Raw genomic sequence first — 13024 nt, forward strand, 5'->3', positions numbered from 1 at the left:
GCGCTGGGAACGGGCGGCGGGGTCATGACGGATCCCTCTCGTTGGCGTACGACCACTCGGAACGGGGTGCGGAGGTGCCGGACGCGAGCCGGTCGGGCGACCGCCGGCGGGCAGGGATCGCCTGCTCAGGCCGGAAGGACGGGCCCGTGACAGAGCTGCGCGGCGACCCGCATCAGGTCGACGACCCGGCGGGTGGTGAACAGCCGGACAAGCAGCATGGGCCGATTTTCCTATCAGACAAGTAGGATTTCAAGTCCTCGGCGCCGCCGGCACCGCGCCCGCGCCGTTCCCAGCGCCTGAAATCCTACTTGACACATAGGAATAGTTGGCTAGCGTCGTATCCGTGACCAGCCAACACACCCTGCTTCGGGGCACCGCCATCGCGGTGTCGCGGGGATGCTGCCGTGGCTGGACCGCCGCCTGCGGCTGCTGCCGCTGAGTCCGCGATCCTCTCTGCTTCCCCTCGCGCCGCCGGCTCGACGACGACCGGCTGCCGATTCCTCGTACCGATCGACGGTTGCTCGCCGCCCTGGGTCCACGCGCGCTCGTGGCGGCGCCAGCTGTCTTCGTCGACCCAGGAGGACAGCCATGACCGTCATCGCCGAACCCGTGACCCCGCTCGACGCGACCATGTTCCGTGCTCTGCTGCGCCGGCACGCCGCCGCAGTCGCGGTGGTCACCGCCGCGGGTGAGCCACCGGTCGGATTCACCGTCACCTCGCTCACGTCGGTGTCACTACGGCCGTCGTTGGTGTCGTTCTGCCTGGCCCGCTCGTCCTCGAGTTGGCCGACGATCGCCGACGCGGAGCACGTCGCGGTGCACCTGCTCGGTGAAAACCAGGAGGACGTCGCGCGCACCTTCGCGACCAGCGGCATCGACCGGTTCGCCGCACATCCGGCATGGCGGTACGGGCCGCACCGGGTGCCGCTGCTGGACGAGCCGGTCGCCTGGCTCCTGTGTCGCGTGACCCAACGGGTGCCCGCGGGCGACCACGCCATCGTGATCGCCGAGCCACTGGTCGCCAGCCACAGCGACGGCGCTCCTCTGCTCTACCACATGGGGCGCTACGCAGCCCTGCAACCAGCGACGAAGGAGTTGTAAGTGACCACACCATCTCTCCTGGACCGTCGGGCGTTCCTGTCCGCGACCCTCGGCGCGGTCACACTGGGTCTGACCGCCTGCGCCGGTGACGACACACCCACTGAGGCGTTGGCTGCGGGCGCTCCGCTGCCGCAGGCCGTGCCGAAGGGCACCAAGCTCGTCGTCGGCGACAAGGAGCACCAGAAGGCGATTGAGTTCTCCGGTGAGGCGGCCAAGTTCAGCTTCGAGGTGGAGTGGGCGAACATCAGCGGCGGCCCCCAGACCCTGGAAGCGTTCCGCGCGAAGGCGCTGGACATCGGCTCGGTGGCCGACATCCCGCCGATCCACTCGCACTGGACGGGCATCCCCACGAAGATCGTGGCCTCGAAGTTCCGCCAGGACCCGCTCAACCACGCCATCTACCGGCTCGGCATCGCGCCGGGCGTCACGGTCGGCACCCTCACCGACCTCCGTGGCAAGAAGATCGCGTACAGCCCGGGACAGGCGCAGGGAGCACTGGTACTGCGGGTGCTGCACAAGGCCGGCCTCACCAAGAAGGACGTCAAGCTGGTGGAGCTGCCGAGCACCGGCGATGTCTACAACACCGCGCTCGCCAGCCGCCAGGTCGAGGTCGCGCCGATCGGCGGTGTGCAGATCAAGCGGTACGAGACCAAGTACACCCGGGACGGCGCGACGACGATCGCGCACGGCCTGCGCGACGACCCCGGTCACCTGTACGCGCCGGTCACCGTTCTCGGTGATCCGGCGAAGGCGGCCGCGATCCGCGAGTACGTGCAGGCGTGGGCACGGGCTTGGCGGTGGCGTGAGGCCCACCCGGACGAGTGGATCGAGCGGTACTACGTCAAGGACCAGGGCCTCACCGCCGAGGACGGCAGGTGGCTGGTCGAGAACGGCGGCGTGGCCGACATTCCGGCAAGCTGGACCGAGGCCATCGCCCGGCACCAGGAGACCATCGACCTACTCGCGAAGGAGACCGGCAACAAGCCGCTCAGGGCCGAGGACCTCTACGACCGACGGTACGAGTCGGTGGGCGCGCAGGCACTGACGTCGGGAGGTGCCCAGTGACCGCCTCGACCCTGGCCCGACCCCGGTCGGACGCCGCCGTTCCCACCCGCCGGCCGCGACGTCGACTCACGCCGCGCCGTCCCATCCCGTTCGGGGCGGCGATCGGTCCGACCCTGCTGCTGGCGGTGTGGGCGGTCGGCTCGGCAGCCGGCTGGATCGACCCCCGTACCCTGTCGGCGCCCTGGACCGTGGTGACCACGGCGGGCGACCTCATCGCCGACGGCCGACTACAGGACAACCTGGTCATCTCGGCTCAACGGGCGGGCCTGGGCCTCGCCATCGGCACCGCCGTGGGCACGGCGCTGGCCGTGCTCGCCGGCCTGAGCCGGTGGGGCGAGGCCATCCTCGACGGCCCGATCCAGATCAAGCGGGCCATCCCCGCCCTCGCACTGATTCCGCTGCTGGTCCTCTGGTTCGGCATCGGCGAGCAGATGAAGATCATCACCATCACGTTGGGCGTGTTCGTGCCCGTCTACATACATACCCACAACGGGCTGCGCACCATCGACAGCCGGTACGTCGAACTGGGCGAGTCGCTACGGCTGCGACGAACCGCCTTCATCCGCCGGATCGTGCTGCCCGGCGCGCTGCCCGGCTTCCTGCTCGGCATGCGGTTCGCGGTCGTCGGGGCCTGGCTGTCCCTGGTGGTCGTCGAGCAGATCAACTCCACCAGCGGCATCGGCTACATGATGGAACTGGCCCGTACGTACGGCCAGACCGACGTGATCATCGTTGGACTCGTGCTGTACGGACTGCTCGGGCTGCTGTCCGACGGCGTCGTCCGGCTCGCGCAGAGGAGGGCGCTGTCGTGGCGACGCACGCTGGCGGACTGACCGCGTCCCGCGCCGTCCGGGTGCACGGCCTCGCGCGAGGGTTCGGGGACCGGGTGGTCCTCGACGGATTCGACCTGGAGATCGGCACGGGCGAGTTCGTCGCGCTGCTGGGGCGCAGCGGCTCGGGCAAGAGCACGCTCCTGCGTGCGCTCGCCGGCCTGGACGGCGATGCCACGGGGTCGGGACTGGTCGACGTCCCGGAAAAGTCATCCGTCGTCTTCCAGGATGCCCGGCTTCTGCCGTGGCAGCGCGTGCTGGACAACGTCGTCCTCGGCCTGCGCGGGTCGGACGCCGCCGAACGCGGCCGTGCCGCGCTCGCCGAGGTCGGCCTCGCCGGCAGAGAGCGGGCCTGGCCCAGTGAGCTGTCCGGCGGCGAGCAGCAACGCGTGGCGCTGGCTCGGGCGTTGGTCTCCGAACCGGAGCTGCTGCTCGCGGACGAGCCGTTCGGCGCGCTGGACGCGCTGACCCGACTGCGCATGCACGCCCTCCTGCGCGTGCTGTACGCCCGGCACCGACCCACGGTGCTGCTCGTGACCCACGACGTCGACGAGGCCATCACACTGGCCGACCGCGTGCTGCTGCTGGACAGCGGGCGGATCGCCGTCGACCTCGCCATCGATCTGCCGGCCCCCCGGTCGTACCGACAGCCGCAGTTCCTCGCGTACCGCGAAACCCTGCTACGGGCGCTCGGCGTCGACCCGACGGAAGGATGACCATGCTGCACCTCAACGCGTTTCTCATGGGCGTCGGCCACCACGAGGCCGCCTGGCGCCTGCCCGAGAGCGACCCGTTCGCGCAGACCGACGTCGAGCATTTCACGCGCCTGGCCCGCATCGCCGAGCGCGGCAAACTCGACTCGCTCTTCCTCGCCGACAGCCCGGTGCTCTGGAACAGCATCGGTCGACGTCCGGGCGGCACGCTGGAACCGACCGTGCTGCTCACCGCCCTGGCGGGAGCGACGAGCCGCATCGGGCTCATCGCGACGGCGTCGACGACGTACAACGAGCCGTTCAACCTGGCCCGTCGGTTCGCGTCGCTGGACCACATCAGCGGCGGCCGGGCCGGCTGGAACATCGTCACCACCGCTGGCGAGAAGGCGGCCCGGAACTTCAACCTGGACGACCTGCCGGCGCACCGGGACCGGTACGAGCGGGCAGCCGAGTTCATCGAGGTGTCCCAGAAGCTCTGGGACAGCTGGGACGACGCCGCGCCGCTCGGCGACAAGGACGCCGGCCGCTGGGGCGACGACGAGCTGCTCTACCCACCGGAGCACTCCGGGCGGTACTTCAAGGTGGCCGGCCCACTCAACGTCCCCCGCTCACCCCAGGGCTATCCGCTGCTGGTTCAGGCCGGGTCGTCGGAGGACGGCAAGGACCTTGCCGCCCGCTACGCGGAGGCCGTCTTCACCGCGCAGCAGACGCTGAGCGAGGCGCAGGCGTTCTACCGCGACCTCAAGCGGCGTGCCGCGCGGGTCGGCCGCGACCCGGACACCATCAAGATCCTGCCGGGCATCGTGCCGGCCATCGGGGCCACCGAGGCCGAGGCCCGCGCGCTGGAGGAGGAGTTGGACCGGCTGATCAAGCCGGAGTACGCCCGGCAGCAGCTCGCCACGACGTTGCGGGTCGCCCCGGAAGACCTCGACCTGGATAAGGAACTGCCCGCCGACCTGCCGAGCGAGGACGAGATCGAGGGCGCCAAGAGCCGTTACACACTGATCGTCACCCTGGCCCGGCGCGAACGCCTGACCGTCCGCCAACTCATCGGCCGGCTCGGCGGCGGGCGCGGACACCGCACCTTCGCCGGCACGCCGGAGCAGGTCGCCGACGCCATCGAGCAGTGGCACAGCAGTGGCGCGGCCGACGGTTTCAACATCATGCCTCCCGTGCTGCCGTCCGGGTTGGAGGCGTTCGTCGACCACGTCGTGCCGATCCTGCAACGCCGCAAGCTGTTCCGCACCGAGTACACCGGGACCACTCTGCGGGAGCACTACGGGCTGCCCCGACCGACGAACCAGTTCACGCGGCAGCTCGCCACCGCGTCCCGCTGACCCACCGCGAAGGAGAAAGTCATGGTCGACCAACGGCCCTTCGGACGCACCGGCGTCCGCATCAGCTCCCTGACCCTGGGCGCGATGAACTTCGGACAGCGGGGCAACCCGGACCACGAGGACGGCATCCGCATCATCCACCGGGCCCTCGACGAGGGCATCAACGCCATCGACACCGCGGACGTCTACTCCAACGGCGAGTCGGAGGAGATCGTCGGCAAGGCCCTCGCGGGCGGGCGGCGCGACGACGTCTTCCTGGCCACCAAGTTCCACGGCCAGGTCGGCGACAACCCGCAGCACCGCGGCAACTCGCGCCGCTGGATCGTCCGATCGGTCGAGAACAGCCTGCGCCGGCTGGGCACCGACTGGATCGACCTCTACCAGGCACACCGGCAGGAGCCGGACACCGACTTCGACGAGACCCTGGGAGCGCTCACCGACCTGGTGCGCCAGGGCAAGATCCGCTACATCGGCACGTCCACGTTCGAGCCGTCCGCGATCGTCGAAGGGCAGTGGATCGCGCAGCGGCGCGGCAGGGAGCGGGTGGTCAGTGAGCAGCCGCCGTACTCGATTCTGGCCCGCGGCATCGAGCGCGAGGTGCTACCGGTGGCCCAGCGGTACGGGCTGGCGGTCATCCCGTGGAGCCCGCTGGCAGGCGGCTGGCTGTCCGGCCGCTACCACTCCGGCCTGAAAGCGCCGATCTCCGGACGTGCCGAGAGGCTTCCGGCCCGCTTCGACCCGACCCTGCCCGCCAACGCCGCCAAGCTGACCGCCGTCGACGAACTGGCCACCCTCGCCGACGAGGCCGGACTCTCCCTCATCCACCTCGCGATCGCCTTCGTCCTGGAACACCCGGCGGTCACGTCGGCGATCATCGGGCCGCGCACCCTGGCGCACCTGGAGTCACAGCTCGGCGCCGCCAAGGTGACGCTGTCCCAGGACGTGCTGGACCGCATCGACGCCATCGTCCCGCCCGGCACCACGCTCAACCCCGCCGACGCCGGCTACCAGCCACCGTCGCTGACCGATCCGGCTGGCCGCCGACGCGGCGGGACGACACCGGGCCCCGCCGGACCGGCCCGATGAGCAGCCGAGGCACGCCGCAGTCCCTCCCGTTTCACCCACCCCACGCGAGGAGCCACCGCATCATGACCCTGTCGAGCCGCCGCGGCTGGCGCCGTGCTGTGGCGATGACCGCCGCCGCCGTCCTGGTCGCCGGCCTGCCCGCCGCGCCGGCCGCCGCCACCACCACGACCGACACTGTTCTCCAGTGGTACGACGCCACCGCCGCCGCCGTCGCGACCAGCACACTGCCGCAGGTCACCAACAGCCGCGCGTGGGCGATCAGTTGGCTCGCCGCCGCCCGCGCCACCCGCACCACGCCCACCGGAAACCCCGGCCACTACCGCGACGCCGCGCTCGCGTCCGCCGTGCACACGTCGCTGAGCACCCTGATACCCGGCGGTGCCGACCCGCTCGACACGGCACTGCGGACCACACTGGACCGGATCCCGGACGGGCGGGCCAAGGACCGGGGCGTGGCCACAGGCCGCGCCGAAGCACACAGGCTGCTGGCCCAGCGGACGGGCGACGGACTCGACCCCGCGTCGGTCAACCCGGCGTACCCGAACCCCGCACCGGGCCCGGGTAGCTGGCAGCCCACCCCACCGAGCTTCTCCCCCGCACAGCAGGCCGGAACCCGCTTCGCCCGGCCGTTCCTGCTCGACCGCGCGGACCGGTACCGGCCCGGGCCACCGCCCGCCCTGGGCTCGGAGCGCTACCGGGCGGACCTCGCCGAGGTCCGGGCGTACGGGGCGGTGGACAGCGCCGTACGCACACCGCAGCAGACCGACACGGCGACCTTCTGGCTCGGCTCCTCACTGACCCTCTACACCGCGATCCTGCGCGCCGCGCTCGCGCAGTCCACCGGGCCGGTCGCCGGGCGGGCGAGCCTCGTGGCCATCTTCCACGTCGCACTCGTCGACACCCAGATCGCGACCTCCGACGCCAAGTACGCCCACCTCCGCTGGCGACCGGTCACCGCCATCCGGGCCGACGCGGACGGCGACCCGGCCTGGACGCCGCTGCACACCACGCCGGCGCATCCCGACTACCCGAGCGGGCACAACACCTACTCCGGCGCCGCCGAGCAGGTGCTCACCGCCCTGCTGGGCCCGCAGGCCCGGGAGCCGTACACCATCACCAGCCCGAGCCAGCCCGGCGCCACCCGGACCTACCGCGACTGGCAGCGACCTACCAGGGAGAACGTCGACGCCCGGGTGTGGTCGGGCATCCACACCCGTACCGCGGACGAGGTCGGCGTCCGGCTCGGCCGCGACGTGGCCGCGCACACGCTGCGCAACGCACCACGGCTGTTCCGCTGACCGGACCCATCGGGGCGGGGCGGCTCTCGCCGCTCCGCCCCCGAACCGGGGAGACCCACTGATGAGCCTCGAATTCCTCTGGTACATCCCGAACCAGGTCGAGCCCGGCCACCGCGGCGACGACCTGATCGACAACCACAACAGCCTGGACACCCTCACCAACCACGCCCGGGCTCTCGAGGAGCACGGGTGGGGCGGCGCGCTCATCGGGACCGGCTGGGGCCGACCCGACACCTTCACCGTGGCCACCGCGCTCGCCGCCCGGACGACCACGTTCCAGCCGCTGATCGCGATCCGACCCGGCTACTGGCGGCCCGCCAACTTCGCCTCCGCCGCCGCGACCCTCGACCACCTCAGCGGGGGCCGGACTCTGATCAACATCGTCTCGGGCAAGGACGACCTGGCCGCGTACGGCGACAGCGAGAGCGATCCGGCCCACCGCTACGCCCGTACGAAGGAATTCCTCCAGATCGTCCGCAGGCTGTGGACCGAGGAGAGCGTCACCTACCAGGGCGAGCACTTCGCCGTCGCCGACGCCACCCTGGCGCTCCGACCGGTCGTCCGCGGCGAACGCCAACACCCCCGGCTCTACTTCGGCGGCGCCTCCCCCGCCGCCGAGGAGGTGGCCGCCACCGAGGCCGACGTCCAACTCTTCTGGGGCGAGCCACTCGACGGCGTGGCCGAGCGGATCGAGCGACTCACGAAGCTCAGCGAGAAGCTGGGACGCCAGCACGCGCCGCTGGAATTCGGGCTGCGGGTCACGACACTGGTGCGGGACACCACCGAACAGGCCTGGGCCGATGCCGAAGCCAAGGTCGCCGACATGGCCAAGGGCACAGGCGCCGCGCGCAACCGGAACTGGCAGAGCGCCGTCGGTCAGCGCCGGCTGCTCGACCTCGCCGCACGCGGGGAGGTCCTCGACGACAACCTCTACACCACCCCGGGCAGATTCGGTGGCGGCGGAGCGGGCACCACCTGGCTGGTCGGCTCCGCCGAGGACGTGGCGAACTCGCTGCGCAGATACCAGCGGCTCGGCATCACCCACTTCGTACTCTCCGACACGCCCTACCGTCGCGAAATCACCCGCCAGGGCGACCAACTGCTGCCACTGCTGCGCCGCTGAGGCTGCGGGGTGGGGACCATCCGGTCGCCCATGCCCGATGGCTCCCCCGGTCGGGCCGGTCACCTGGATTGCTCGCGAACCCCATCGCGCCGCGACGAGCGGGGGTCGCCGCGGGCAGTTCGGGGATGGCACAACCGACGGCCGTACGAGTCAGCCACGGGCCGGGACGTCCGCGCCGGCCTCGGCGGATACGGCGTCGGCCGGCGCGGACTTGCTGCCAAGCGTCCTGGCCGGCACCGCCACGGTCAGCGCGAACAGCAGCAACGCCAGCGGGATGCCCCACACCATCACGTCGGGGATGGCGTCGGCCACTTCCGGGCCCGCCTGCGCGTCCGGGCCGAGTTGGCGGCTGAGCAGGTTGCCGAAGAGCGCCACGCCGAGGGACATGCCGAGACCTCGGATGGAGAGGATCGCCGCCGAGGTGGCAGCAAGGTCCGCGGGCTGTACGGCGTTCTGCGCGACCGTGACGAGCAGCTGCATGATGAGGCCGACGCCGACACCCATGACGAGCAGCGCGACAGCGACCATGCCGTAGGTGCTGTCGGCGTCGAGCAGGCTCAGCAGCCCGAAGCCGGCGGCGATGGCGATCGGTCCGGCGATCAGGAACGGACGTGCGTTGCCGTTGGCGCTGACCCGGCTCCCCGAGAGGAGCGAGGCCACCACAAAGGTCAGCATGTACGGGTTGATGCCGAGCCCGGCCACGGTGGCGCTGATGTCGAACGCGCTCCGCAGGTAGGTCGGCAGGAAGACGATCGACCCGTAGAGCAGCGCGCCGAGCACGGCCGTGGCAGGCAGGATGAGCCGGACGCTCGGGTTGCTGAACAGGCGCATCGGCACGACCGGAGATGCCGCCCGCCGCTCCCAGAAGACGAACAGCGCGAACAGCGCCACCGTGCCGACGGCCAGGCTCAGGATCGGGCCGGACAGCCAGTCGTAGCTACGTCCGCCCCATTCGGTGGTCAACAGCAGCGCCACGACGGCACCGATCAGGAGCGCCGAACCCAGGACGTCGATGCTCGGCCGGCTGGTCGGCCGGGGCAGCCGCAGAGCGAAGGCCACCAGCAGCATCGACAGCACGCCCAGTGGCAGGTTGACGTAGAAGATCCACCGCCATCCGGCCGCATCCGTGAGCGCGCCGCCGACCAGCGGACCGGCCAGGCTGGCGAGGGCGAAGAGAGAACCGACCGCGCCCTGCATCCGTCCTCGGCTCTCCGGCCTCACCAGCTCGGAGAGCGCGATGGTGGGGATCGCGAACAGCGCGCCGGCGCCCACTCCCTGCACGGCGCGGTACAGGATCAACTGGCCCATGGTGTCGGCCAACGCGCAGAGCGCGGACGCCACGGTGAAGACGAGCATCGCGACCAGAAACGTGCCTCGGCGGCCGAACCGGTCGCTGAGCCGGCCGTACAGGGTGCCAGTGGCCGTGGACGCCAGCACGTACGCGGTGACCACCCAACTGATGTTGTCGATTCCGCCGAGGTCGGCGGCGATGGTGGGCAGGGCGATCGACACCACCGTCTGGTCCAGCACCGAGACCAGGATGCCGAGCGCGAGACCGATCACGGCCAGCGGAACATTGCTGTGGCCGGCTCCGGCGTCCTGCTCACCCGGCGTGGCACTCGGAGTCGACGCGATCTCTTCTCGGGTCACGGTGATCAGCTCCGGGCGTTGGCGAACGGGTTGGGCAGGTCGAAGTCGACGCCGAGCAGGTCCTGGTCGATGATGCCGGCGGCGATCGTGCCGCTGGCCGCCGCGACGATCACCGCGGAGACCGGCACCGGGACGGTGGAACGCCGGGCCATGTCGCCTGCGGCGTAGACGCCGGGAACGCTGGTCTGACCGAATTCGTTCACCTCGACCGTGTCATCGGGGAAGATCGCGCAGCCGAGTTGCGCGGCGATCGGAGACCGCTGCCGCAGAGAGGTCTTGATGAACATTGCCGACCGCTCCAGCTCCGGACCGGTCTCGAACCGGATGGCGCGCAGGTCCGAGCCGTCCGCGCGCACGGCGGTGACCCGTTCGGTGCGGACCTCGACACCGGCCCTCTCCAGAGCGCCGGTGATCGGCGCCGTCCACTCGGCCGGACCGCCGGTGCAGAGGACGACGTCGTCGGTGAAGCGGCTCAGGTGCACGGCCAGCCGCACCCGGTCCGGGGTGGCTCCGACCACGGCGATGGGTCGACCGCTGATCTCGTACCCGTGGCAGTAGGGGCAGTGGAACGCGGAGCGTCCCCACAGCGGCGCGATGCCGTCGAGAGCGGGCAGACCGTCGGCGAGCCCGGTGGCCAGCAGCAGTCGTCGCCCGTGTTCGATCTGTCCGCCGGCGAGGGTGACGGCGAAAGTCTCGGCTCCGTCCCGCTCGACCCCCGAGACCTCGGCCACCCGCAGCCGTACGCTCGGGTAATGCCCTAGCTGCTCGGCGCCGATGCGCCGGATCTCGGTCGGCGGCGTGCCGTCCTGGGTGAAGAAGTTGTGGACGTTCTGCGCCGGGGCGTTGCGCCCCTCGTCGGTGTCGAGAACGAGCGTGCTGCGGTGTGTCCTGCCGAGGCACAGCGCGGCGGAAAGACCCGCCGGTCCACCACCGATCACGATCACATCGAACACAGCGTGTCCTCCTCGTACGACGGCGTTGTTCCCGCTTGTCGGCTTGACTGCCCTCCTACTCTTCAATTTCATGTCAACATGAAGTCAAGTGGCACGCCGAAGATGATGACCATCGGGCAGCTGGCCGAGAGGTTCGGGTTGGCCACCCACGTGCTCCGGCACTGGGAGTCGATCGGGCTGCTCACCCCGGCTGCCCGGATGAACGGTCGACGCCTCTACCACCACGAGCACATCGCTCGGGTGACGCTGATCCTGCGCGGCAAGTCCGCCGGGCTCAGGCTGGATCAGCTCCGTGCGGTGCTGGCCGCCCCGAACGGCGCCATGCGGCGAAGTCTGCTGGCCGAGCATCACGCCGAGCTGGAACGGCGGATTCGGGAGACGGTCGAGGCCAAGGAGTTGATCGAGCACGCCCTCGAATGCGAGGCGGACGACTTCACCCAGTGCCACGCGTTCCGTCATCTCGCGGAGGCGAGCCTCCAGGCGGTGCCGATCGGAATGACCGGCGGTCGTCAGGGCTGAGCGCCCGAATGCCGATCGACTGTGCCGCCTCGCCACTGCCGGTGCGCGGGTGGCACCACGCACCCCGTCTAGGCCGTCCTAGGAGGCTGGGTATCCAGGGGTGCCCGCCCAGTGGACACGAATCACCCTCGCATTGCCCTGGACGCGACTACGGTCAGACCAGTGGGCGACGACCCCGGAACGGTGGATGCACTCAAGGCGGACCCGACACTGTCCGGATTGCGCCGCTCCCTCGAGGCGTACTACGGCGACCCGGCCCGCGAGGCCGCGATGGACGCGTTCTACGCGCCCCTTGTTCGGCCCGGGGACCTGGTCTTCGACGTCGGCGCGCACGTGGGCGACCGGCTCGGCAGCTTCCGGCGGCTGGGCGCCCGAGTGGTGGCCGTCGAGCCGCAACCGCTCTGCACCCGGGCCCTGCGCGCCCTCTACGCGGACGACGACCGGGTGACCGTGGTGGAGGCGGCGTGCGGGGCGCGTACCGGGCCGGTGCGGCTGCACGTCAACTCGGCGAACCCGACGATCTCCACGGTGTCGGCGGATTTCCTGCGGGCCGCCGGCGGGGCCGGCGGCTGGGAGGACGAGATCTGGGACGTCGAGATCGAGGTGGCCGGGACCACGCTCGACACCCTGGTCGCGACGCACGGCGCACCGGACTTCGTCAAGATCGACGTGGAGGGGTTCGAGGACGCGGTGCTGGCCGGGTTGAGTCGCCCCCTGCCCGCGCTGTCCTTCGAGTTCACCACCATCGAACGGGACCTGGCCGCGCACTGCCTGGACCGGCTCACCCGCCTGGGCTTCACCAGGTTCACCGTGGCGCTCGGTGACGAGATGGCGTTCGCACTCAATGGCTGGGTTCCGGCGGACGAGGTGGCGGCGTACCTGCGGGCACTCCCCCACGAGGTCAATTCGGGCGACGTCTACGCCCGCGCCCAACCCGCCTGACCCGGCCCTTCAGCTAGCCGGTGGCCGCCTCGCGTTGGATCTGCTCGAATTGAGCGGCCATCGCGGCGGCCAACGCCTGCGCGGCGGACAGCGGACGAACCATGACCGTGAACTCATCGACCAGGCCGCTCTCATCCAGGCGCAGGAAATCACAACCCTCGACAGCGACGTCACCGATCCGCGCCTCGAACACCAACGCGTGATCGTGACCGCCCTCGCCGCTCAGCTCACGGACGTACCGAAAGTCCTCGAACACCCGCAGCACGCCCCGCAGGATCGCAGCGGTGATCGCCTTACCCGGATAGGGCTTGAACGCCACCGGGCTGCGAAACACCACGTTGTCCGCCAGGGCGGCCTCGATGGCGTCGAGGTCGCCCGCTTCGACCGCCGCACGAAAGTCGATCACC

General features: G+C 70.8%; 13 protein-coding genes. 10 read left to right on the plus strand and 3 right to left on the minus strand.

Going from position 1 to position 13024, the window contains the following annotated elements:
* The first annotated feature begins 588 nt into the window (after positions 1 to 588).
* The 8 genes from ACTFTM_RS20735 to ACTFTM_RS20770 all read left to right on the plus strand — a co-directional run bounded on the left by ACTFTM_RS20735 (position 589) and on the right by ACTFTM_RS20770 (position 8553).
* Complete coding sequence (locus ACTFTM_RS20735; protein ID WP_449562140.1) at positions 589 to 1101, plus strand: flavin reductase family protein; 513 nt, start codon at positions 589 to 591, stop codon at positions 1099 to 1101.
* Entirely contained in the window at positions 1102 to 2166 is a 1065-nt protein-coding gene (locus tag ACTFTM_RS20740) for an ABC transporter substrate-binding protein (RefSeq protein WP_449562141.1), read from the plus strand. It abuts the gene before it with no gap.
* Positions 2163 to 2999 carry an ABC transporter permease gene (locus ACTFTM_RS20745; RefSeq protein WP_449562142.1) on the plus strand — a complete coding sequence of 279 codons (837 nt, stop codon included), beginning with the start codon at positions 2163 to 2165 and terminating at the stop codon, positions 2997 to 2999. Before ACTFTM_RS20740 ends, ACTFTM_RS20745 begins: the two co-directional genes overlap by 4 nt.
* A complete protein-coding gene (locus ACTFTM_RS20750) occupies positions 2975 to 3712 on the plus strand; it encodes an ABC transporter ATP-binding protein (RefSeq protein ID WP_449562143.1) in 738 nt (245 codons plus the stop codon). The genes ACTFTM_RS20745 and ACTFTM_RS20750 overlap by 25 nt, the downstream gene beginning before the upstream one ends.
* 2 nt (positions 3713 to 3714) lie before the next feature.
* Positions 3715 to 5046 (plus strand): LLM class flavin-dependent oxidoreductase, encoded by a 1332-nt coding sequence (locus tag ACTFTM_RS20755; protein WP_449562144.1) that lies wholly within the window; start codon positions 3715 to 3717, stop codon positions 5044 to 5046.
* 21 nt (positions 5047 to 5067) lie between these two features.
* Complete coding sequence (locus ACTFTM_RS20760) at positions 5068 to 6132, plus strand: aldo/keto reductase (RefSeq protein ID WP_449562145.1); 1065 nt, start codon at positions 5068 to 5070, stop codon at positions 6130 to 6132.
* Between the two features lie 62 nt (positions 6133 to 6194).
* Positions 6195 to 7430: a vanadium-dependent haloperoxidase gene (locus ACTFTM_RS20765; RefSeq protein WP_449562146.1), complete on the plus strand. Its 1236-nt coding sequence runs from the start codon at positions 6195 to 6197 to the stop codon at positions 7428 to 7430.
* A 61-nt stretch (positions 7431 to 7491) separates the two neighbouring features.
* Complete coding sequence (locus tag ACTFTM_RS20770; RefSeq protein WP_449562147.1) at positions 7492 to 8553, plus strand: LLM class flavin-dependent oxidoreductase; 1062 nt, start codon at positions 7492 to 7494, stop codon at positions 8551 to 8553.
* Between the two features lie 150 nt (positions 8554 to 8703).
* Here the strand turns inward: ACTFTM_RS20770 and ACTFTM_RS20775 are convergent, their stop codons facing one another.
* Both ACTFTM_RS20775 and ACTFTM_RS20780 read right to left on the minus strand, forming a co-directional pair.
* Positions 8704 to 10203 (minus strand): MDR family MFS transporter, encoded by a 1500-nt coding sequence (locus ACTFTM_RS20775; RefSeq protein ID WP_449562148.1) that lies wholly within the window; start codon positions 10201 to 10203, stop codon positions 8704 to 8706.
* Positions 10204 to 10208: 5 nt separating this feature from the next.
* Positions 10209 to 11156: an NAD(P)/FAD-dependent oxidoreductase gene (locus ACTFTM_RS20780; protein ID WP_449562149.1), complete on the minus strand. Its 948-nt coding sequence runs from the start codon at positions 11154 to 11156 to the stop codon at positions 10209 to 10211.
* Positions 11157 to 11234: 78 nt separating this feature from the next.
* Here ACTFTM_RS20780 and ACTFTM_RS20785 point away from each other — a divergent pair, with 78 nt between their 5' ends.
* Both ACTFTM_RS20785 and ACTFTM_RS20790 read left to right on the plus strand, forming a co-directional pair.
* Positions 11235 to 11675, plus strand: a complete 441-nt coding sequence (locus ACTFTM_RS20785) for a MerR family transcriptional regulator (protein WP_449562150.1) — start codon at positions 11235 to 11237, stop codon at positions 11673 to 11675.
* A 162-nt stretch (positions 11676 to 11837) separates the two neighbouring features.
* A complete protein-coding gene (locus ACTFTM_RS20790; protein ID WP_449562151.1) occupies positions 11838 to 12617 on the plus strand; it encodes an FkbM family methyltransferase in 780 nt (259 codons plus the stop codon).
* Between the two features lie 13 nt (positions 12618 to 12630).
* On the opposite strand, the gene ACTFTM_RS20795 is transcribed toward ACTFTM_RS20790, so the two are convergent.
* On the minus strand, positions 12631 to 13023 hold the full coding sequence (locus ACTFTM_RS20795) for a nuclear transport factor 2 family protein (RefSeq protein ID WP_449562152.1): 393 nt from the start codon (positions 13021 to 13023) through the stop codon (positions 12631 to 12633).
* Position 13024: the final 1 nt, after the last annotated feature.

The organism is Micromonospora sp. RB23, assembly GCF_053585025.1.

Coding starts and splice junctions, on each gene's coding strand:
- ACTFTM_RS20755 (WP_449562144.1), top strand. CDS start 3,715: ATGCTGCACCTCAACGCGTTTCTCATGGGCGTCGGCCACCACGAGGCC.
- ACTFTM_RS20785 (WP_449562150.1), top strand. CDS start 11,235: ATGAAGTCAAGTGGCACGCCGAAGATGATGACCATCGGGCAGCTGGCC.
- ACTFTM_RS20735 (WP_449562140.1), top strand. CDS start 589: ATGACCGTCATCGCCGAACCCGTGACCCCGCTCGACGCGACCATGTTC.
- ACTFTM_RS20765 (WP_449562146.1), top strand. CDS start 6,195: ATGACCCTGTCGAGCCGCCGCGGCTGGCGCCGTGCTGTGGCGATGACC.
- ACTFTM_RS20770 (WP_449562147.1), top strand. CDS start 7,492: ATGAGCCTCGAATTCCTCTGGTACATCCCGAACCAGGTCGAGCCCGGC.
- ACTFTM_RS20760 (WP_449562145.1), top strand. CDS start 5,068: ATGGTCGACCAACGGCCCTTCGGACGCACCGGCGTCCGCATCAGCTCC.